Below are 23,264 nucleotides of genomic sequence, written 5' to 3'. Positions count from 1 at the left end.
GTGTCCCTAAACATCTGGCGTACAATCTATATGTAGCTCTACTTTTGGGAATTGGTATAATCACCAATCACTAATGACTAATAACTACCCCACGCATCTAGTAATTAGCAATTCCACCGCATCTGAAATAAAACACGACCCACCAAATTTATTGAGCACTGGTCTAATGTTTTCTGCAACTGCTGAAACTTGAGCTGGTGAACAAAAAGCAAGCACATAAATGTTATCCAGCGCCGTCATTGATGAATCACGGGAAACGTGATCCCTAGTGCTTTTTCCAGCGACATCACGAATCACCGAATAACCGGGTACGCCAGCTTTGTCTAAACCGTCTAAAATCTTGCCGAGTTCAACTGAGTGGGCTATGATTTCTACTCTTTTGACTGACTCCATCATCTCACCTCCAAAACATATTGATTCCGTATAGATACAGGGGAATGCCAACAATGATATTAAATGGAAATGTCACTGCTAAGGCCGTTGAAATGTAAAGACTTGGATTCGCTTCGGGAACAGTTAGGCGCATGGCTGCTGGTACTGCTATATAAGAAGCACTCGCGCACAACACGGCAAACAGCAAAGTGTCTCCCTGCGGCATTCCGATTAATTTGGCTATTACCAAAGCAATTACTGCGTTGACTATCGGAATTAGGATTGCAAAGCCGATCAGAAAAATTCCTGCTTCTTGCAAATCTTTAATTCTGCTGGCTGCAACCAGCCCCATGTCTAGCAAGAAAAAAGTCAGAACTCCGTAAAACAAGTCTTGAGTAAACGGACTCATAACTTCCCAACCATGTTCTCCTGTCAGTATGCCCATAATTAGGCTGCCAATCAGCAGAAAAACTGAACTGTTTAGGAATGCTTCTTGCAACACTTCTGGCCAAACTATTTCGCGTTTTCCTTCTTCCCCGCCAAATACACTGACTAGAATGAGACCAACTATAATTGCTGGGGATTCCATTAATGCTAGCGCGGCTACCATGTAACCGTCAAAGTCGATTCCCTGTGCTGTGAGGAAGGAGGTTGCGGTAATAAATGTGACGGCGCTGATGGAACCGTAGGTGGCTGCGATCGCCGCGGCATTGTAGGCGTCGAGTTTGATCCTCAGTATGAAAAAAGTATAAATCGGTACTAGCATTGACATCAGCATGGCTGCCAAAATTGTCAGGGCGATTTGCTGGTCAATTCCGCTTTTGGATAGTTCGACGCCACCTTTAAATCCGATCGCAAACAGCAGGTACAGCGAAAACAGTTTGGGGATGGGCGCTGGAATTTCTAAATCAGATTTGAGAAAAATTGCCAGCATTCCCATGAAAAAAGCTAATATTGGGGGATTTAAGATATTTGACGATACTAAACTCAAATCCACGATCGTTCACTCCCATTTCTTGCGTTTTTAATATTACTTCCCCAGTAATTGTTGCACGAGAATGGATAAATAGACCGATCGAACTTTTAACACCGAAGCTCGATCGGGCTAAATACCGCCAAATACGGCAAAGGCGCACAGTGCACACCGTACAACGAGTAAGGTGTGCACTGCGCGCCCGCAGGCTATTGTTGTTTAACTAAGCAACTGCCAAATAAGACTCTAGGGCTTCGGAACCACCGATCAACTTGCCGTCGATAAATACTTGCGGCACAGTTGTAGCCCCAGTCACAGCCCGGAGCGATCGAGTTGTGATATCCCGGCCCAAGACGATTTCTTCATAATCCAAGCCCTTTTGACTCAGCATTTCCTTAGCCTTAGCGCAGAAGGGACAGCCCATTTTTGTAAACAGCGACACTACCTTCGGCTTGGTTGCTGCGGAGTTGATGTAGTTAAGCATCGTCTCGGCATCGGACACTTTGAAAGGGTCGCCCGGTTCATCAGGCTCAATAAACATTTTTTCAACCAAGCCATCTTTTACCAGCATCGAATAACGCCAAGACCGCTTGCCAAAGCCTAAATCTGTTTTGTCTACCAGCATTCCCATGCCTTGAGTAAATTCGCCGTTACCGTCGGGAATTAACGTCACATTGTCTGATTCTTGGTCTTTGGCCCACTCATTCATCACAAAGGTGTCGTTGACGGAAATACAAACGATTTCATCTACGCCGTTTTCTTTGAAAACTTTGGCCAATTCGTTGTAACCGGGGAGGTGCGTTGACGAACAAGTGGGAGTAAAAGCTCCCGGCAGCGAAAACACTGCTACGGTTTTACCTGCAAATATATCATCGGTGGTGACATCGACCCACTCGTTGTCTTTGCGAGTGCGAAAGGTGACTTTAGGTACTCTTTGACCTTCTTGGTTCGTCAGCATGATTTTAAATTTTTGGGTACTTGGGTTCAATTCCTTTGCTTCCTTTAGCGTACTCATAACGAGTATGAGTTGTCAAGGGTAGGCGGGTTTTTTTTAGTCAGTTGACGGTTGACGGTTGACGGTTGACGGTTGTCAGTTGACGGTTGTCAGTTGACGGTTGACTGTTGTCAGTTGACTGTGGACGGTTGTCAGTTGTCAGTTGACGGTTGACTGTGGTGAGCTTTCCAGTCAACAGTCAACAGTCAACAGTCAACAGCTAACAATGCCCAATGCCCAATGCCCAATGCCCAATGCCCAATTACCAATCAAGTTTTCGGCCTAAATACTCCTCTAGCTGCTGATTGTAAGGTCGAAAATAATCCCTCAACCAATCGCGAACCGATTGATTGACCGGCTGATAAGAACCGGGATTAGCATTTTGGTATTCAGACAATTGATATTCCGGCAAATCTAAAAATTCTAAAACTTGCTTGACAGTTGTCGCCGCACCTGCATAAAAATCTTCGCTTTTCAAAATTAACAACTGTTCTCGGGGAAAGAAAGTCCGCCAGTTTTTGATAAATTCTATGTACCTACCGCGAGCTAAATAATTCCCCGGTTCCTCGCCGATGATGTATTCTGGATTGTGATTCAAGCGTTCAATTTCATCGCTAATTACTCGATCGAGCGATCGCCCTTCCCAATTTAACTCCCTCAAGCGGTAGAAATGAGAAATCGCGCGATCGACCGGATTTCGCAAAAGTACAATCAGTTTAGCCTCTGGAAACAGGCTGTAGAGCCGTTCCGGTGCTTCCCGATAGTCAAAATAGCTCGGACTTGCTTCACCAGTTACAAATTGCTCTCCCGAAGGCATGGGCGGAAAATGAGCCAAATACCAATCAATCCCTCTTTCAAAGTGCCACGACAAAAAATCCATCTCCTTTTTAATCGGAGTCAAAATTTGCGGGTGTTGGGATAAATAAGTGTACAGAGAAGTCGTGCCGCACCGCTGAGAACCAATGATGATAAAGTTAGGAACTTTGACTGGTTTTAAGTTCCAATTTTGTGGAACAGGCATCTTGCCTGTTCTCTTACTGAGAATAGATGCAAAACTTTGTTTGTAACTGACAGTTCGATAAAAATCAATCGCCTCTGCAATTCGGTCTTGCCTCGTCAAAGCTTCCCCCAAATTCAGATAAGGCCAAAAAGCCTCCGGTTTAGCTGCAACAACTTCGCGGCACAAGTTCTCAACTTCATCTAACTTGTTTTGCCTAACAAAAACTTCCCACAAATTGTAATAAAACCACCAAGGAAGATCGGGATTTATTTCTATTGCTTGAAAAAATGCCGCCGCCGCTTCCTCCCAATATTTTTGGTGGCTCAGAACAGCACCTAAATTGTAATAAGACCAGCAATCATCCGGTTTTTGGGCGACAGTTGCGCGAGATGAGGCTAATGCGCTAACGTACTTTTCTTGCTGCTGCAACAACTGCTCTAATTCCGCTGACAGTTCTGCACAACTCGGAGCGTATGTCAAGAGAAGTTGGTAAAAAATAATTGCGCTTTTTGGGCGATCGTACTTTACTAAATTCCCTCCTAACTGCAAATAAAACTCCCAATTTTCCGGTGTAATTTGCAATTGATATTGTTCTAAAACCAAGTTTAAATCCGACTCTGTTTGTCCGAGAGCGTATCCAAACTTCTCGTAAATCCCCGGCAAATCTTCTTCAATTTCAACAGCTTTTAAATACGTGGCGATAGCTTCATCCCACTGTTTTAGTTTAGTTAAAGCGTCGCCTAAATTGCAAAAAGACCAAGCAAAATCCGAGTTAAGTGCAATCTCGCAGCGGTAAGCAGCAGCAGCCTGTTCCCATTGCCGAAGTTTCAGCAAAGCATCGCCCAGATTGTGATAAGACCAAGAAAAATCGGGATTTAACTCAACAGCTTTTTTGTAAGCAGCGACAGCTTCCTCCCATTTTTCAAGTTTCAGCAAAACATCGCCCAAACTGTGATAAGACCAAGAAAAATTAGGATTTAATTCAATAGCTTTTTTGTAAGCAGCAACAGCCTCATCAAACCGACCGCTTTCTTGCAGGGAGTTCCCCAAATCGTGGTAGTCATTATCCATGCAAAACTCCTGCAATAGTCAGTAATTTTTCCAGCGAGTTCACATCCAACCGCATATCTTTATGTAAAGGTTTGGTCGGAGTTCCATTATTAACCAAATCACCAATTAAATAGTAATGTTCCAAACCGCACAAATTGCTAATCATCCAATAACAATACGGAACGTAAAGGGGGGAAAAAATCTCAATTACTTTAGTTCCCGGACTGCAAAAAACTAGATTAGTCAATCCTGCTCCGTGAGGTGCGACAACTACTTTAGCAGCAGCCAAACACGATGCTTGTTCGGCTACCGACATCGTTTCCAACTTGACACTGCGAAACCCAAATTGTTCTAAGTATTTAATTACCTCTTCATCGTTGACAATTCGGCGATAGGATGCTTGTTGGCGGCTGATATAAATTCGCTCTGAATAGTCTGTATTTAGTGGCTGTTGTTCATTTAAAAATGTCTGCCTGAGATATTCACACTTCCATTTTGAAACCGCTCCCGATCCGTTATAAGATATTGACGGAACTATTAATTTATCGGCTGTGATGTGTAAATTGCAGCGACTTTCTAAAAGTTGATCTTGAGGAATTCCTAAAGTATCTAAAGTTTCTGTTTGATAGGAAGCATCCCAGGCATTGACAACAAACTTATCTATAGTTTCTATTAATCCGCTTCGCTGTAAAAGGTCAAATCGCGTCATCACATCAAACATCCAATGAAAATAAGAGGCTCCACCCCAGCGAGCCGATAAAAAAGCCACATTTCCATCGACGTGTTCAGCGGGAGGCAATTTGTGGGAAGTGATTACCAATTCAGCACAACCCATTGAAATATCAGCAACAAGTTTATTGTCTGAAGTAATCACGGCGGTAGTCACAACATCCGCCCAAGCTCGTCCGTTTGGCAATACGGCAACAAAAGCTTTTCTGGAATGACTTTGATCTTCCGAAAATCTGCGGCTGCTGTCGATTGTTTTGGAATCGGATAAATTGATTTGACTCGCAGGATGGATGTCAATGCAGGTGAGGTGCGAATTGGATTCTGCTGCAACAATCAAATCTTCTGTAAACCCACAGTATTTTTTGAGAATACTTAAGGGTAAGATTTGATTGCTGTATTCTCCCCGATCGCTCTCCTCGACTTCTCCTTCTTGTTCCAGAGCATAACCTATATTATCGTAAGCTTCAAACAAATCGGGTTGAATTTGCAGGGCTTGAACTAAATTAGTGATTGCAGGTTCCCATTGCTGTTTTGCAATTAAACTCAAACCCAATCCTTCGTAACACCAACAAGATTTTGGATCGAGATTGATACCTTTTTCATAAATGGCGATCGCCCTTTCCACTTCCCCTTGATTCCGCAGTGCATCACCCAACTTTTTGTACAGCCAACTATGCTCAGGTTCTAGCTCAATAGCACGACCAAAAGCCGCTGCTGCTTCTGGCCAATTTTCTTGGAATTCCAGAATTTCCCCCAAACTATTGTACAACCAACAATCATCGGGATTTAATTCAATAGCTTTGCGGTAAGCCGCCGCCGCTTCTTCCAAGTTTTCCAGTGCAACCAAAGCCTTACCTAATCTCTCGTAAGACCAACAAAAATCGGGATTTAGTTCAACTAACTCGCGGTAAGCAACAGCAGCTTCCTCCCACTCAGAAAGCTCCATCAGCACATCACCTAAATAGTTGTAACTCCAACAAAAATCGGGATTTAACTCAATAGCTTTGCGGTAAGCAGCAGCGGCTTCGTCGTATTCCTCAATTGCCTGCAAAGTTTCCCCCAAAAAGTGGTAAGACCAACTAAAATTAGGGTTGAGTGCGATCGCCCGTTGGTAAGCGGCCCGAGCTTCCTCAAACAGTTCTTTCTCTTGCAGAGTTTTACCCAACTTGTGGTAAGTTAAATAGTTGTCCGACTTAATTTTAATAGCTGTTTGATAGCGGGCGATCGCCTCATCCAAATAACCCGCATTTGCTGCAATCTCCCCCAACTTTTCCCAACCCAGAGACAACAGAGTTTGCTCTTCGCCCAATTTTTGATTTCCGATTTTTTTGACCATCAGTTGATAGCCTTTGTGTACTACTTCTAACTGACTTCCAAACATCTCTAAAAAAACATCTATCCCAATTTTAGTATCTTGCTCCGGGCTGTCGGGAAACGTAAACTCGTAATCATCAAAAATCATCAATCCCCCAACTTTCACCAACCTCCAAGATAAAATCGCATCTTGCAGGGCGCTGGTGGGTTTGTGACAGCCGTCAACGTAAGCAATATCGTAAAATTCTGAATCTAAGTTTACTAGCAAATCTTGAGAGTAACCTTCTAATTCAATTACTTTTTCGGCGACTCCCGTTTTAACAATATTGCCCTTAAAATGTTGTTGAAAATACAAATCAATACAAGTAATCTTTGCCGTCGGATGAGTTAAAATATTATCCAGCAGCCAGCAAGCCGACATTCCCTGAAAACTGCCGATTTCCACAACTTGAAAATCCGCAATTCCGGTAAATTCCTGCAAATGCCGTTTCCAAATAGGAATATTGTGGGTAAACCAATCTTGGGTAAATTGATAATTTTTCGCCGCACACTCAGCCCAACCCCTCAATTCGCCCGCTTTTTGGTGGCAAATAATTGCTTCTTCTAATTCCCCTAATTGCGGTAAAATATTTCCTAAATCATTGTAAGGCTTAGAATTGGTCGGATCGAGAGCAATTTGGTGGCGGTAAGCGGCAATTTGTGCGTATAACTCCTGTTGTTTCGCTCGCACATCATTTAGTTGGGCGACAACTTCCGCAGCATTTGGTTCAATTTGCAGTGCCATACTATAAAATACGATCGCACCTTCCAACTGCTTCTGTTTCGCTAAACTATTGCCTAAATTTATATAAAACTCCGCTCCCTCTAACTCAATTTCCAGCAATTTGTGGTAAATTTTCCCGCTTGCAAGTACCGCAATACCTTGACAATAAGTTTCGATTGTGCTGTCTAAACCCGATTCGCTGCGCTTCCGCAAAACATATCCCAACCTCTGATTGATTCCCGTCAAATTCGGCTCCATCTGAACCGCGTGCAGGTAAGCGCTAACAGCTTCATCCCAGGATTGTTCGCAGGTTAAAGCAATTCCCAAATTGACATAAAACCAAGGAATATTTTGATTTATTTCAATAGCTTTGCGGTAGCAACTAATAGCTTCAGCCCACTGTTTCTTGTGAGCCAAAGCGTCCCCTAAGCAATTGTATGCCCAGTAGGAATTATCATTGATTTCCAGAGTCTGACGGTAGCATTTTATGGCTGCATCAAAGTCGCGTTTTTGAGCAAAAACATTACCTAAACCCACGTAAGCACGAGCATAACTTGGATTGAGTTCGAGGCTTTTGTTGTAACAGGCGATCGCCCGATCGCATTCTCCTCGCTCCGCCCAAGTTTTACCCAAACTGTGGTAAGATTCAAACGAATCTGGATTGATGGCAATGGCTTGTCGGTAATTGGCGATCGCCTCATCCCACCGCTTCTGACCAACCAACATTTCTCCCAAATTGTGATAAGCTGTTGCCAGTTGCGGGTTTAACTTAATTGCCCGCGAATAACACTCTATAGCGCGATCGCACTTTCCCAATTCAACACAACTATTTCCCAGAGTGACGTGCTCGTCAGCAGTTGCCCAAGTCGGCTCGATATTAAAAGCTTGATACCAACAGTCTGCCGCCTCTTCTCGCTTCTCCAACTGCGTCCAAATTCTCGCCAACTGCCGATAAACAGCAGCAAAATTAGGCGCTAGCGAAATCGCTTTTTCACAATTGGCGATCGCCTTTTCCCACTGTTTCCCCTGAGAATACAGACTGCCTAGATTAGCATAAACTTCCGGCAAATTTGGATTGCGATCGATCGCGCTTTCATACCACTGCTTAGCTTGCTCGATTTCACCTCGAACCTGCATCACCTTTCCCAGCGTCTGGCAAGCTGTCGCCAAATTCGGTTCAATTTTCAACGCTAACTCGCAAGCAGCAACTGCCTCATTTAACCTTCCTTCGGCTAAATAAACTTCTGCTTGCCGACTCAAATCAACCGCTGCCTTTTCCATCTTCTCAATCGAGGGCATAATTAAACTTGCTCCAGACACCAACTAACCCAAACCCACCACTTCAACCATCCTTTTCAGCGAACTCAAGTTCACCAAAATATCCTCAGTCAGCGAATTCTGATACATCAACTGTCTAATAGGATAGCATTCAAAAGCCTCACCCGTTAAAAAGTAATGTTCCAACTGCAAATATTGACTGATTCCCCAGTAATAATGGCTGATATAGTGAGGCGACACCAACTCAATTACTTTAGTTCCCTGGCGACTAAAAATCGTATTTGTCAAGCCGCTGCCGTGGGCCGCGACTATCACCTCAGCGTGGTAAAAATGAGCAATTTGCTCTGCCAAAGACATCGACTCAGGCAAAATAGAAACAAAGCCAAATTTATCCAAAACCTCCACCACATCTTCCTCGTTCAAAACTCGGCGGTATCTTGCTTTGCTGCGGCTGATATAAATCCGTTTTGGATAGCTGGAACTAGGTAGAATTCCCTTGAGAAACTCGCGCCTCAAAAAATCCATCGCCCACCCAGAAGGCCAGCCCAAATATCCCGCAAAAGACGGCACAATCAACTCGGTTGCTTGTATGTGAGGCAAGCGATCGCTCTCCAAGACTTTTTCTTCGGGAATGCCCAAAATTCTCAGACTTTCCCGCTGAAATTGGTGCTGACAACTATTCACCAAAAACCAATCAATCTCCGCCAAATCCCTACCGCTGTGCCGCAGCAATTCTATCCTCGGCAAAACATCAACCATCCAGTGAAAATAGACATTTCCCGACAAACCAGAAAGCACTGCCACGCTGCCGTCAATTTGCTTTAAACCGGGAAACGATTCTAACTGAAAAACGCTGTGTTTTCTAACATCATGCTTTTCACATCCAGGTAAAAACCCCGGATAATCTCTCGACACATCAGCCAACAAATAATTGTCAGGAGTAATTACAGCGATCGCCTTGCAAATCAGCCAATAATTTTCCTGCGGCACAATCCAAACTCGCCCGTTGGGAATTGCCGCCACAAAAGTCTTGGGCGACTCCACAGGTAGCGGTTGCGAGTTGGACAAACGGCAAACTCCCCAACCCAAATGCACCGGATCGAACCACTTAGAAAGTCGCTGCAAACACAGCCCGCAAGTTAAACCGGCACACTCGGAATTTTCCAATTTGGAATTGGCGATCGCAAATTGGGAATTCGGAATATTTTCTGCACTTGCTTTGGGTGCAAATTCCCAAAATATTTCCACATAATTGTCAGCATCCAACTTAGCATTAACCAGCCAATCCCAGCTCGATAAATAAATACCGTGAGGAGGTTTTATAGAAGTGCTATCTCGCAATATAAAGCTCTTTTTTTTCCAGTTTTTCGGCTCCCCATACCCGTGCAATTGCAACTCTAAAACTTTTTGATAATAATCTATCGCCCGTTCCCAGCGGCCCTGTTTTTCCAGCAGTTTTGCCAACTCAAAATAAACCTGCGGTAAAGCAGGTTGAATTGTCAACGCCATGCGGTAAACTGCAATTGCTGCAATTATCCGCTCTTGCTGGGCTAAGGAATTTCCCACCCGCCAGTAAATCTCTGCATTTTGTGGCTGAATTTGCAAAGCTTTTTGATAATAAGTGGCGGCCGATTCGTGTCCGCCGTACTCTGTTAAAGCATTTCCCAAATGCAAGTAAATTTCTGTTAAATTATCGCAGATTTCAGCAATTGGTAATTCGCAAGCTGCACTTGACAAATATCTAGCCGCACCATCTTTTTTATTTACTTTTAAATCTGTTAAATCCGTGACATCCGTGACATCCGTGACATCCGTTACATCCGCTACAAAATCCGTTGCCGAACTTCCCATCAATGCTGTGAGAAATCGATCGCACGCAGCGATCGCCCTTGACAATTCATCATCTTCTACAGCAGCAACTCTGCGCCTTTCTCCCAAGCGGCAGTAAGCCTCAACAAAATCAGGCTTCAGAGCTATCGCCCGCTCAAAATAAGGCATGGCTTCCGCAATTTTGCCCAAAACCATCAAAGAAAACCCGGCGTCTGTATAGCCCGAAATATAGTCGGAATTGATCTCGATCGCGCGATCGAAACAAGCAACCGCCGCCGAATGTTCCCCCTGCAATTGCCACGCTTTCCCCAGATTGTAGTGAGCCAAAACCATGTCCGGCTCCAACTCAATAGCTGTGAGGTAAGATGCAATCGCCCTTTCCGGACTTTTGTCCAGCAAGGCTTGACCCAAATTATTGTGCAGCGTCGCCCAATCCGGCTTAATCTCCATCGCCCGCTGGTAAACCTCGATCGCCTCAGCAGCGCGATCGTCCTTGAGCAAAATCACACCCAAATTGCTGTAAGCTTCCACGTAATCCGGCTTCAGAGCCATCACCTGTCGGTAGGCATCCATTGCCGCTTCGAGCTGACTATTTTCATCTAAAAGCACAGCCAGATTGTATAAAGCATCGAGATAATCCGGTTTTTTGGCGATCGCATTTCGGTAAGACTCGATCGCCCCCAACAAATTACCCTGCTTGTGAAAAACATTTCCCAAGTTATAATGTAACTCCGGCCAGTCTGGTTTCAAATCCAGAGCTTGCCCGTAGTGAAAAACCGCCTCATCCAGCCACGCATAGTCACTGTAAAGTTGACCCAAATAAGCATGAGCCAGAAAAAACTGCGGCGAAATCTCCAAAGCTTGCACAAAAGCGTCTCTTGCCGCCGTCGGATCGCCTTGAGCTTCGAGAATTGTGCCTAAAGTCGTGTAAGCCGAGGGCGAAAACGGTTGAAGTTCGATCGCCCTTTTGCAAAAATCGATCGCCTCAGTTAACTTCCCCCGGTTCAAATAAATTTGGGCTTGCCGAATATATTCTTCAGTGCTCATTGCTAGCCAGCAGTTGCGGTTTCTTTACCGCTTCAGTAAAACCTAGAAATTTTAATTTAAAAATTTTCTATTTATATTTTGCCCGATCGGGCGAGCGATTAATTTTATCAATAACTGTCGATCGATTTTTTTTAACTGCCCTTGCCTCAGTTCCTGCATTGAATATTTCAACCTCACCCCGCTTGTGGCAGAGTGAGGTTGAAATCCTTTAAAACTACCAGCTTTGTGAGAACAGCCCCGAATCTTATCCGGTGCTGCCCCACAACAGCCAGTTGTTTTAGAACAACTCGAAGTTGTTCGAGGTAATCGTCAGGCCAGTCTGCAACTGAGCAACCTGTAGCACTCCGTTGCTGCCGTTGAAGAACAGCGCACCGCTTGTTGGGTCGTAGACCAACTTGTTGCTCGTGGCTGCTCCTGGAGTAGCTGCGTTGAAACCAGAAACGACGACAAACTCGCTTGCCTCGAAGCTGGTACCCAAACCAGAGAACACACCGCCCTGCTTCAAGCGGATCTTATCTTCGCCTGGGGTAAAGTCAGTGATCGTATCTACGCCATAATCGCCACCGCTGGAGAAGAAGTAGAACGTATCGCTGCCAGCACCGCCGGTCAAGACATCGCTGCCTCTGTCGCCAGAGATAAAGTCATTGCCAGAGCCACCATCGACAGTATCGTTATCTTTACCGCCGTAGAGAACGTCGTTGCCATCGCCGCCGCCGACAACATCGTTGCCCCGACCGCCAAAGACTGTATCGCTCCCAGATCCGCCGAGTACGGTGTCGTTGCCGTTGTCGCCAGAAACCAAGTCATTGCCATCACCGCCATCAACGAGGTCATCCCCTTTACCGGCAAAGATCCGGTCATCGCCAGTCCCGCCAGCTACCGCATCAGCGCCACTGCCTGCAAAGATATTATCGTTGCCGTCGCCGCCGCCGATACTGTCATTTCCGCCTCCGGTAATAATCAGGTCGTTGCCACCGCCAGCAGCGATGACATCTGCATTTCCAAAAGTCAGGATGATGTCATCACCGGAGCTGCCGTTCAACCTGTTGGCGCCGGTGATGCCGATAACGGTTGAGCCGCCGCCACCACCACCACCTGGTAGTGAACTTGCTGGCTGTGTTGGATTAGTTACCTGTGTCATTTACACTCCTCCTAAAAGATCAATCATTTTTCTACAATACACTTTTCCCTCCAAAGGGATTCAATAAATGAAACCGGACATCGGTTGAGACCCTAATTTACCCGGCTGCTATAAGCTGTCATGTAATTTAAATTGTCAGCAGCGAGCCTGGGAGCGCGAGTTGAATCCTGTATTCGTTGAGCAGCAAATCTCGGTTGTTTCCTGCTTTTGACTCTCGACTCCACCACTGCCTCCTCTAACACGAAAATATTCCAGTTAAACGTTTGTGAGTTTACCATACCGATACTGGGTGCGGCTAGTCCTTTTTCAAACAATAGCCGGGAAATACACATAAACCATTTTTAATCGGAGTATGCTCTCAAGATTGAGAAGTTGCACCGCAGTCGTGACCAAATGTCGATCGCCCGGAAGTTCGATCGCCCGCAATGGGGCTGGAACTGAGCTGCGATTTCTTTTAAGTACACTGTACCTGACCTGACTTTTGATTTTCGCCAATAGTTCCCCAGAAATCAAAATTTTTTAGCTGGCTTTCACAGCAAGCCCGTGCACGCTACAGGCCGGATTCAATCAAAAGTGCGTCCCAACCCGCTCCCGGACGGACTTTTGAGCCTCATCACCTTGATATTTCCAGCCAAATCCCTCACGCTCAATGTAGGATTTTGGCTAAAAAACCCAGTTTTTCAACCACAATCCGTCATTTCAACCATGAGCCGCATCCATCCGGACAATCTGACAATGCAGTGATCGTCTTTTGGTGAAGTTGGGATGAACGGTGGGCCGGTAGAGTTGTGACGGTACTGTAACTAGATTTTAGATTTTAGATTTACTCCAGAGATGAATCTGGGAACTGGAACTAGGATATAAAATTTTTGGCGGCTGGCGAATCCTGCCCCAGTTATGGGTTGGCGCAATTGTAGTTATGAAGAATTTACCTGTTAATAATGCTAAAGCCATCAATTTTTTGATGTATCTATCGGCTCCCAAGTAAAATTCTTACCTGCCTACTCGCCGGATTTGTCTCCCATCGAGTTGTATTGGGCAAAAATCCAATCGATTTTCCGTTCTGAAGGAGATCCACCTTCAAATGTTCTTGATGAAGCGATTAGTAAAGCTATTAAGCTGTTTGGCATTTAAAGGAGGATAGTAGGGTGCGTCCATAAATCAGCGTTTCCCATATATAGTTAGTGTTCTAGCTGACGCACCTTACCTGAATCGTTAATGGTTTAAATGCTCCACAGCTTAATGCTCTTAATGATGAAAATGCTTGGCCATCCTTTCATCACTCTGGTCTCTTTTGAGAACTAATTAAATAGTTAATTTTTGTGGTACATTCGATGGCTAATACCTGTGAGTTAAAGTATTAACTTTTTAGCCAATAGTTGTTTACTAATTGTTGTTAACTTCGAGCTGATCATTAACGATTAGCAAATTATCCGAAATTTGGTTCGGCATTAATTCAGAGAAAATCTCTACTATTTATTCCTAGCGGTGTGCTTCTAGTTGCGCTGGTGACGCGTTGGAATTACTCTGGCTGTCGTAACTGTAGATGTGAGCGTCACTCTCGAAAATATAATTGATGGAAGTAGCTGCATAGTAGCTCAGCGCTAGCAGGGACAATAGATTAAGAACTCTATAAATTGGTTTCTCAGATACTTCGTTCATTTTGACTCCTACTTTTTATGCAAATAACAAATTTGGATACCGTGACGGCACTTTTTTTTAGAAGTTCCCAAACATCTCGCACCTCTAAAAATTTAGCTGGCTCGCGTTATAAACTCATGAGGCCCGATCGCCCAAAATAAGTCGTACTTGCGATTTAAAACAGTTTTTGTTGCCTATTTCATATTGCAGTCTCTGCCTGGAATTGTCTATCTAACTGCGGTAAGAGTTAGGCTATTTGGGCGCAAACGAACTCTACATTTTCCTATTTAGAGCTGCTACGATTTGAAGAAAGGGAGCTGGAAAAGGTTACATAGCAAAGATCCTAGCTGTTTTTCAACAGCCAGGATTTTCCCACCTTCGATATAATGGTACGTCGCCGCCGGAAGTATAAAAATTCTTAAGTTGGTCAACGGCAGGCGAAAATATGTCTGAAGTTATATTTTTGCAAGCAACAGGCCATGTTAAATTACATATTAATTTTGAGCTTGGTTGAGGTGGCAGATAATTTTTGGGTAAAAAATGTTGTGGTCGCTGTCCGATAATTTGAGTCTGACAATTTTGACTGAGCCGCACCCTTAAATCACGATTTGACAGAAGAAAAGTAGGCGTCATTCGATTGGAGACTTCGGGGTGAGACATTCGGCTAGCGCTCAGTCAATCTCGCTCAGTTGAACGATTTGAGATTTGAGATTGTATTCGATAGATGAATCTGAGAGCTTGAACAAAAGCCTAAAGTTTTGGGCTGCGGCCAACTCCTGTCGGAAAATTGTATCCGTTTTTGGGCGGGTTCAAAAAGCAGAAGGCAAAATTTTATATTGGTAAAAAAAATACTGTTTTAGGATTCAGATTTTTTTGGATTCTACCTTCTCGCTGATTTTTTTTACAATGAAACAAAATAAATTACTCGCTGCCAGGAGCGATGCACGCCGAATAATTTAGGACGAGATAAGCGACTGTGTTGAAGCCAGTTACTTCCACAATTTATTATAATTCTTGCTCGCATTGAGCTGTTTTTACAACAGACTTTTTGCTGGTAATTTGCAAAAGGGATAGGGGCAGAACAACAGGCCAAAACAGAGGCCCCATTATTAAGGCTATCCAAGATATCACGTCTTTTTTAGATGTCGCTGTATCATTCCAAAAACTTTTGAACCAAACAAGAAAAACGATTAAGGCAATCGAAAAGTAGCTAATCATTATCATTTTTTTACCTGCCAGCCTATAGATGGGATAGAAGTATTTATAATTATTGTATCTCAGGCCGTGGCTCGCCGATCGCAACTTTATGCCCTGAGCTGCAAGCTGCAAGTGTCTAAAACCCAAAGTTTCACAGCTATCCAAGTCCAGAGTATGCGATGTAGAGCGGACTTACTCCCGCTGCTCGGCGGTCTTGGGAACTCAAAGCCTTTCGTTTAGGGCTTTTCGAGGTTTTGTCAAACCTTGAGGCTACCACCCCAATCATAGCTTATGCGATCGAGGTCTTTGGTTTTCTGTGATTTAACTCACGCTACTCTTTTCTCAAATGCTCGATATTATAATAGTCGAGTTCAACGAGATTTCATGCAAGCTCTGACTTTAAAATATGATCGCGCGATCGCTGAACTGTTCTATCAAGTTACTCATTCAGGCAATCTGACTCGCACTCAAAGCCACGGACTGCGCGAACTCTGCCAAAGCGCTCTCAGCGAAGACGCCAGAGATGCAGTCAACCGCCTGCTGCACGCCACCCGCCGCGGATGGGTCAGGATTTCCGATTAGTCCCCTCACACAAGAAGTTGAGATGAGTATTTCTACTTTCTCTCCTGTCAAGCTTTGCCAAGAATAAGATTTTCGTGAGTAGGTCGCTCCATTAACCCTCTCCAAAAAAAATTGTACTGCGATCGAAAAGCTCGACCCGGTTTCTTGAAGAAGCCGGGATTTTTGATTTTAAGCAGTCAGTCGATTTTAGATTTTAGATTTTAGATTTTAGATTTTAGATTGACTTCACAGATGAATGTGAGAGCTTGAACTAGAGCTTAAAATTTGGGGCGGATGCCCGATCCTGTCGAAAACTTGTATCTGTTTTTGGGCGGCCATTAAGTATATCCACGGAACAAAGACCATACTAAGAAACTAGGTAAATGTAGGTAAAAGCAGGCTTCTTAACACGCTAAAAGTTTTACCTTGAATTAAGCCAAGCGATTTAGCTAGCAGTCATTAGTAATATATTAATAGATAAATATTAAAAAATTTGTCACAGCCTCTTGACAAAAAGTAGAGATTTCGGAGTTGCCAGAAGCGAGGAATCGGGACGGGGTTTGTGTTTCAAGTAGCAGGGCGATCGAGGAAATATCCGATCCCCAAGTTCGGCTGACACAAATCACTCATCAAGAGCCAATCGATCACATTTACTCCCGTAGTTGAATCACATAAATTTTGGAAAAATCAGTCAATACTGTCAAAAGTGAGTTCAAAAACAAAACAGATGATGAAAACCCAAACGCTTTTACCTCAATTTACTATTGCAGAGCTAGTCTTTCAGGTATATCACTCCGGTCTGCTGACTCCCACTCACCGACAACAGCTCAAGACAGCCCTATTAAATGACTGTCTTACCGAAGAAGATCAAACAGCCATCAACCGCTTGCTCCACGCCGTTCGCCGGGGCTGGCTGAAGGTTGTAGATTAAATTATCGCCAATTTTTTTTGCCACTCTATTTAAATGAACTGTCAGTCAATTTTGGATTTTAGACTTCCGCAAGCGCTCAGTCGAACCGTGGAGTCCCGCTCACTCGAACAATTTGAGACTTTAGACTTACTCCACAGATGAATCTGGGAGCTTGAACAAGACTCTAAAATTTTTGCCTCTCCACAACACGAGTCCGGGGCTTCTCTCGATTTTTGGGCGCATGAGATTAACGCAGAATTAAATCCCCTTAAAAAAATCAGGCATTAGCCTAAATGTAGGGTGCACCACAGGCACCCTGCGGTTTTAACTTCTATTTTCTCAGCTTATTTACTCAGAGATTGTGCCGTCAGGCATCATGGCCTCTCTGAGATTCGCTTCATTCAAATTTGTCCCGCGCAAAGAAGCTTGATGCAGGTTTGCTCCCCGGAGATTTGCTCCCTTAAGGGAAACTCCGCTCAAATCTGCTTGATGGAGATTTGCACAGCTCAAGTTAGCTCCGCTCAAATCGGCTCCCTTCAAATCAGCTTTTTCCAGATTTGCTTCCGTCAAATTTGCCCAACTCAGATTTGCTTGAGTTAGGTTAGCACGGCTGAGGTCAGCTTGTGTTAAGTTTGCATCGGTTAAATTTGCTTTACTGAGGTTGATTTCGCAAAGCTTTACTTCTGTCAAGTTTGCACCTTGCAAGTTAGCGTTAACTGCATAAACTTGAATCAAAATTGCTCCCTGAAGGTTTGCATCTCTCATGTCTGCACCCCTGAGACTCGCCCCCGTTAAATCAGCCCCGCTGAAGACGACACTCCGCAAGATGGCTCCGCTCAAGTTCGCTCCTACCGCCTCGCATTCGCCAAAATTAGCGGACATGAGGTTGGCTTGGGAGAGGTTGGCTTGGCTGATATCTGCTTGATACAGATTAGCTCTGTAGAGGGTGAGACCGATCGAATTTGCACCTTTTAAATTAGCGTGACTCAGGTCAATATCGCGCAAATTTGTCCTTGACAGATGGGCACCGCTCAGGTCTACTTTGTGAAAAACCCGTTCTCCGGCTGCATACCGTTTGAGAAGTTCATCTGCATCCATGTCATTTTCCCCAAAATAATTAATAATACCTTTGATATTTCAATAATATTAGGAATGAGTGACCTTTACGTTTCTTGGCCTGAGTACCATCGGAAAATTGAGGATTTGGCTGTAAAAATTGAGGAATCTCAATGGAAATTCGATCGCATTGTCTGTCTGGCGAGGGGAGGGCTGCGGGTTGGAGATACTCTGTCGCGGATTTTCGACAAACCTCTGGCGATTTTAGCTGCCTCGTCCTATGGTGGGGCCGAGGGAAATGTCCGGGGTGCGATCGAGTTTGCCCGCGATTTGACAATGGTGGGCGATAATTTGGGCAGCCAGATTCTGCTAGTTGACGATTTGGTGGACTCGGGAATTAGTTTAGAGCAAGGTATCGCTTGGCTCAATAGTCGCTACGGCGAGGATATTCAGGAAATTCGGACTGCTGTACTCTGGTACAAGGCTTGTTCTGTTGCAAAGCCGGATTATTATGTAGATTATTTGGCTGACAATCCTTGGATTCACCAACCTTTTGAAATGTACGAAAAAATGAGTGCGGCTGATTTGGCAGCGAAAGTTGGGAGTTAGTCTATAAAAGACTAAAGTCTGGTCAATTTTTTATAGGGTTTGCCGATATTTTGCACTTTTTGGAATAGTCCGCCAGGGGTTAAAAACCCCTGTCTCATAGCTAAAGTCCTCTCAAAAAGGACTGGATATTTATCAAGGTTGGGCAGTCGGTTTCAACTGAGATATTGTAGCATTGTCAGCAACAGGCAAGATGCCTGTTCCACCAAACTCAATTTTATTGTGGAACGGGCATCTTGCCCGTTCTAAACAGGTAATTGACAATGGTGCAATATCTCAGTTACAACCAAATTTAGCTATGAGACGGGGAATTAATTCCCCGGCAGGCTTGTGGGTAAGTGCAAGTCTGCTGATACAATTAGCGAACCGAAAGAATGCGATCGCCCAATTCCATACTCTCTGCCAAAACTTCCTGCCTCGCCCACCGATCTGCCGCCAAAATATCATCTAAAGCCGGACTTTTACAGTTATCAGCTTGATGTTTGTCGCACGCCTTCTCAATCAACTTCGGAATATCCAAAAACTGAATTTTTTCCTCCAAAAATAGCGCTACAGCCTGTTCGTTTGCCGCATTCAGCACCGCCGGCATCGAACCGCCCGCACGTCCCGCCGCATAAGCCAACTGCATACAAGGATACTTTTCGTGGTCTGGTTCTCGGAAAGTTAAATCCCCAGCTTTTACCAAATCCAGCCGTTCCCAATCTGTATGAATTCGCTCCGGCCAAGACAAAGCGTAAAGCAGCGGCAATCGCATATCCGGCCATCCCAATTGCGCCAAAACCGAGGTATCTTGCAGCTCAATTAACGAGTGAATTATGCTCTGAGGATGGATGACAATATCAATGTCGTCATAATCCATTCCGAACAAGTAATGAGCCTCAATTACTTCTAATCCTTTATTCATCAAAGTAGCAGAATCGATCGTGATTTTCTGCCCCATCGACCAATTCGGATGTTTCAAAGCATCGGCTACTGTTACTGCGGCTAATTTGTCGATCGGCAAATCTCGAAAAGAACCCCCCGAAGCCGTGAGAATAATTCGCCGCAACCCGCCAACCATAACACCTTGGAGACACTGAAAAATTGCTGAATGTTCCGAGTCAGCAGGCAATATTTTAACGCCGTATTTTTCGATTAAGGGGTTGACAACGGGGCCCCCTGCGATTAATGTTTCTTTATTGGCTAAGGCGATATCTTTGCCTGCTTTGATAGCCGCAATTGTTGGCAGCAAACCGGCACAGCCAACTATGCCGGTGACGACGGCTTGAGCGTCGCCATATTTGGCAACTTCGACAACGCCTGACTCGCCAGCAAGTAAAATAGGTTGAGGGTCGAGATCTGCGATCGCCTCCTTCAATTCCTGTAATTGATCTTCGTCGCAAATTGCGACAATTTCCGGTCGAAACTGGCGAATTTGCTGGGCCAGCAACGTTACATTTCGTCCTGCAGTTAACCCGACAATCCGAAATTGATCGGGGTATTGAGCTACAATATCCAGAGTTTGAGTGCCGATGGAGCCTGTGGAGCCGAGAAGAGTTATTGCTTTCACAATTTTTTAATGTTTTGTGGATTATTCTAATATTACGATTGCGGGAACTAAAATTAGCGGTTAACTATTGCGCGGCAAGCACATTCGATGGCATTATATTTTGACCGATCAGCTAGTGCCAGATTTCATGGAGAATAGGGAAAATTTTGTTGATGACAGTGAGGAGATCAGTGTCTCGATCGCCGAAAATATAGAAGAAGGTCGATCACAGCTACCGTCGAGTTTGGTTTGGGCGATCGCTACTGCTGCGACAATTTTCTTTTTGTGTAGCAGTTTACGGCACGCTTTATTCCAATCAACTGCTTTCGATTTGGGAATTTTTGACCAAGCAATTTACTTGATCAGCCAAAACCAAACGCCTTTTTCTTCTTTAATGGGGATTCATATTTTGGGCGATCACGCAGCGGTAATCTATTATCCGCTAGCTTGGCTGTACAAAATTTCCCCGGATGTGCATTGGCTGCTGTTGGTACAAGCAGTTGCTTTATCCTTGGGGGCTTGGCCTACCTGGAGTTTAGCGCGTTTGGCAGGTTTAAATCAAGAACAATCCCGTGCGATCGCATTGATTTATTTGCTCTATCCGGTGGTATTTAACATCAATTTATTTGATTTTCATCCGGAAGTAATCGCTTTACCCGCACTTTTGGCAGCAGTTTTGGCGGCGCGTTTAAATAAAATTGTGTGGTTTTGTACCGCTATTGTGTTAGTTCTCAGTTGCAAGGCGGTTTTGTCCCTAACCGTTGTTGCTATGGGTTTGTGGCTGTTTTTTTGTGAAAAAAAGCAACGGTACGGGGCGATCGCACTTTTGCTCGGTGCAGCTTGGTTTTTGATAGCTTCCCAGAAAATCATCCCCTTCTTTAGCGGCAGCGAAGTCGCTGGAGTCGGGCGCTACAGCTATTTAGGCAAATCCGTACTAGAAATTATCATCAATCTCATATTAAAACCACAGTTAGTATTAGGAAAAATCCTTTCATTCGATACATTCAAATATTTATTTCTCCTCACCTTACCTGTGATATGGGTGCTATTGCCATTTTCGGGCAAACTACGCCTCAAATATTTAACCGCGCTAATTCCAGCCCTCCCTACCCTGCTGATCAATATCCTCTCTGACTTGTCCTTTCAACGCAGCTTAGCCTATCAGTATTCAGTACCTGTAATTCCATTCTTATTTTTAGCAGTTATCGCGAAAGAAGAAACAAGGAACAGGGAAGAAATAAAAGGCAACAAGGAAGAGGATAAAGCAAATAAACAACATTTTTTAACATGGAGCAATCTGCCACAATTTAAAAACTTCCAAATTTCTCAACTTTGGCAGGGAATTCAATTGCCGAGAATCATGATAATTTGGTCACTACTAATTTTCCTATGTGTGGGCGAATATAAAGATTTTTATCTGTACCTAAATAGACTAGATACCTGGCAAGCTACACGCGAAGCAGTCGCACAAGTTCAACCGCAAAGCAGTATTTTAACAGATAATAGACTTGCCCCTCACTTTACCCACCGCCCAATAGTAAAATTGCTGTCACAAATTTCGCCCCAAACAAATTTAGCTGAATTTCAATACATATTATTAAACCTGCGCCATCCCTGGCCTGATACTGAAAAAATTGGTGATACCTTAGCAAATCAACTAAAAAACTCTCCAGATTTTAAATTAACTTATCAAAAAAACGAAGTCCTGCTATTTAAACGAAGGGCTGATTAAACCACTAAAATGCTAACTTTAAAATCCCTAAAATCTCATCCAGTATTTTTAATGATTGTTGTGACAACGATAGTCTTATTTGTCGCCAGCAGCACGCGGCACGCTTTGTTTCAGTCAACTGCATTCGACTTAGCAATTTTTGACCAAGCAATTTATTTAATCTCCCAAAATCAAACGCCATTTTCCTCTTTAATGGCAATAAATATTTGGGGTGATCACGCCGCTTTTATTTTCTATCCACTAGCTTTACTTTACAAAATATATCCAGATGTTCACTGGCTTTTTTTAGTGCAAGCTGTTGCCCTAGCTTTAGGCGCTTGGCCGAGTTGGAGTTTGGCACGTCAAGCCGGATTAAACGAACAAAAAGCAATTGCAATTTCAGCCGTATATCTGCTTTATCCCGCAGTATTTAATGTCAATCTCTTCGACTTCCACCCAGAAGTAATTGCTTTACCAGCACTGCTAGCAGCAATTTTAGCGGCTAGGCTGAATAAAACCTTGTGGTTTTGTGCTGCGATTGTATTAGTTTTGAGCTGCAAAGCCGTGCTATCTTTAACTGTGGCTGCGATGGGTTTGTGGCTGTTGTGTTTTGACAAAAAACGCACTTGTGGGTTCATAGCTCTTTTTCTAGGCGCGGGTTGGTTCCTAGTAGCTACTCAGGCAGTTATACCGTATTTTAATCAGGGAAGAGAACACGCGGGAATCGGGCGATATCAATATTTGGGAAACTCGGTTTTGGAAATTGTTATTAATTTAATAGTGAAACCCAATCTAGTTTTAGGGCGTTTGTTTTCTTTAGAGACTTTTGAATATTTAGCGTTATTGTTATTACCTGTAATTTGGTGGCTGTCCCCGCGTAATCTGTCATCTTTAATTAGTGCTGTGCCGATGTTGGCGATGAATATTCTTTCGGATATCCCCGCTCAACGGGATTTAATTCATCAATATTCTGTGCCGATATTGCCGTTTTTGTTGGTTGCCGTAATTTCCAGTTTAGCAGCTAGCAATCAGCAAAAGGGAAAGACAATATTTGATAGATTGTCAATTCCTAATTATCCATTGCCTAGAGTCATTGTAATTTGGTCGTTGATTGCTTTCTTAGCTTTAGCGAAATACGGCTATTTTTGGACTATTTATTTAAATGGGTTCGACACTTTGCCCGCTACCAGAGAAGCAATTTCTCTTGTTGAAACCAAAGGCAGTGTTTTAACAAGTGCTCAGATTGCTCCGCACTTAGCGCACCGCCCTGTAGTAAAATTAACTCTGGCTAACGCACCGCCGGCAAATCTCGCAGAATTTGATTATGTATTGCTGAACCTCAAATATCCTGGCTGGATGAGCGATCGAGCTTTTGTGGAAAACCTCATAACTAAACTAAAAAATAACCCTCATTTTCAACTCAAATATAAGCGAGACGACATATACCTATTTACCAAGAGTGATTAGTCAGCAGTCATCACTCATAAGTCAACAGTCAACAGTCAACAGTCAACAGTCAACAGTCAACAGTCAACAGTCAACAGTCAACAGTCAACAGTCAAC

At 43.9% G+C, this 23,264-nt stretch carries 15 protein-coding genes; 5 read left to right on the top strand and 10 right to left on the bottom strand.

What is annotated here, in order from left to right; translation table 11 throughout:
- Positions 1-84 precede the first annotated feature (84 nt).
- From QUA44_RS14005 to QUA44_RS13970, 8 genes are all read right to left on the bottom strand, one after another.
- A complete protein-coding gene (locus QUA44_RS14005; RefSeq protein ID WP_223300725.1) occupies positions 85-396 on the bottom strand; it encodes a P-II family nitrogen regulator in 312 nt (103 codons plus the stop codon).
- A gap of 1 nt (position 397) precedes the next feature.
- Complete coding sequence (locus QUA44_RS14000; RefSeq protein ID WP_333251929.1) at positions 398-1,369, bottom strand: sodium-dependent bicarbonate transport family permease; 972 nt, start codon at positions 1,367-1,369, stop codon at positions 398-400.
- Between the two features lie 199 nt (positions 1,370-1,568).
- The gene (locus QUA44_RS13995) at positions 1,569-2,303 is read right to left on the bottom strand and encodes a glutathione peroxidase (RefSeq protein WP_333251928.1); all 735 of its coding nucleotides are present in this window, start codon (positions 2,301-2,303) and stop codon (positions 1,569-1,571) included.
- Positions 2,304-2,601: 298 nt separating this feature from the next.
- Positions 2,602-4,410 (bottom strand): tetratricopeptide repeat protein, encoded by a 1,809-nt coding sequence (locus tag QUA44_RS13990; protein WP_333251926.1) that lies wholly within the window; start codon positions 4,408-4,410, stop codon positions 2,602-2,604.
- Positions 4,403-8,494 (bottom strand): tetratricopeptide repeat protein, encoded by a 4,092-nt coding sequence (locus tag QUA44_RS13985; RefSeq protein WP_333251925.1) that lies wholly within the window; start codon positions 8,492-8,494, stop codon positions 4,403-4,405. Before QUA44_RS13985 ends, QUA44_RS13990 begins: the two co-directional genes overlap by 8 nt.
- Before the next feature lie 24 nt (positions 8,495-8,518).
- Entirely contained in the window at positions 8,519-11,350 is a 2,832-nt protein-coding gene (locus QUA44_RS13980; protein ID WP_333251924.1) for a tetratricopeptide repeat protein, read from the bottom strand.
- A 277-nt stretch (positions 11,351-11,627) separates the two neighbouring features.
- Positions 11,628-12,491 (bottom strand): calcium-binding protein, encoded by an 864-nt coding sequence (locus tag QUA44_RS13975; protein ID WP_333251923.1) that lies wholly within the window; start codon positions 12,489-12,491, stop codon positions 11,628-11,630.
- A gap of 1,482 nt (positions 12,492-13,973) precedes the next feature.
- Positions 13,974-14,153: a hypothetical protein gene (locus QUA44_RS13970; protein ID WP_333251922.1), complete on the bottom strand. Its 180-nt coding sequence runs from the start codon at positions 14,151-14,153 to the stop codon at positions 13,974-13,976.
- Positions 14,154-15,713: 1,560 nt separating this feature from the next.
- On the opposite strand from QUA44_RS13970, the gene QUA44_RS13965 reads away from it, so the two are divergent.
- Positions 15,714-15,911, top strand: coding sequence for a hypothetical protein (locus tag QUA44_RS13965; RefSeq protein ID WP_333251921.1), 198 nt, complete (start codon positions 15,714-15,716; stop codon positions 15,909-15,911).
- Positions 15,912-16,620: 709 nt separating this feature from the next.
- Complete coding sequence (locus tag QUA44_RS13960; protein ID WP_041622289.1) at positions 16,621-16,821, top strand: hypothetical protein; 201 nt, start codon at positions 16,621-16,623, stop codon at positions 16,819-16,821.
- 327 nt (positions 16,822-17,148) lie between these two features.
- Here the strand turns inward: QUA44_RS13960 and QUA44_RS13955 are convergent, their stop codons facing one another.
- Entirely contained in the window at positions 17,149-17,898 is a 750-nt protein-coding gene (locus QUA44_RS13955) for a pentapeptide repeat-containing protein (RefSeq protein ID WP_333251920.1), read from the bottom strand.
- Between the two features lie 54 nt (positions 17,899-17,952).
- Here QUA44_RS13955 and QUA44_RS13950 point away from each other — a divergent pair, with 54 nt between their 5' ends.
- Positions 17,953-18,465 carry a phosphoribosyltransferase family protein gene (locus tag QUA44_RS13950; protein ID WP_333251919.1) on the top strand — a complete coding sequence of 171 codons (513 nt, stop codon included), beginning with the start codon at positions 17,953-17,955 and terminating at the stop codon, positions 18,463-18,465.
- Positions 18,466-18,820: 355 nt separating this feature from the next.
- On the opposite strand, the gene dxr is transcribed toward QUA44_RS13950, so the two are convergent.
- Positions 18,821-20,011, bottom strand: a complete 1,191-nt coding sequence (gene dxr / locus QUA44_RS13945; RefSeq protein WP_333251918.1) for a 1-deoxy-D-xylulose-5-phosphate reductoisomerase — start codon at positions 20,009-20,011, stop codon at positions 18,821-18,823.
- A 127-nt stretch (positions 20,012-20,138) separates the two neighbouring features.
- Between dxr and QUA44_RS13940 the strand changes: the two genes are divergently transcribed.
- Positions 20,139-21,722 (top strand): DUF2079 domain-containing protein, encoded by a 1,584-nt coding sequence (locus tag QUA44_RS13940; RefSeq protein ID WP_333251976.1) that lies wholly within the window; start codon positions 20,139-20,141, stop codon positions 21,720-21,722.
- A gap of 9 nt (positions 21,723-21,731) precedes the next feature.
- On the top strand, positions 21,732-23,168 hold the full coding sequence (locus QUA44_RS13935; protein ID WP_333251917.1) for a DUF2079 domain-containing protein: 1,437 nt from the start codon (positions 21,732-21,734) through the stop codon (positions 23,166-23,168).
- Positions 23,169-23,264: the final 96 nt, after the last annotated feature.

The organism is Microcoleus sp. N9_A2, from assembly GCF_036701775.1.
GTDB lineage: Bacteria > Cyanobacteriota > Cyanobacteriia > Cyanobacteriales > Microcoleaceae > Microcoleus.
The sequence above is the reverse complement of the archived record's forward strand: the minus strand, read 5'-3'. Positions and strand labels throughout refer to the sequence as shown.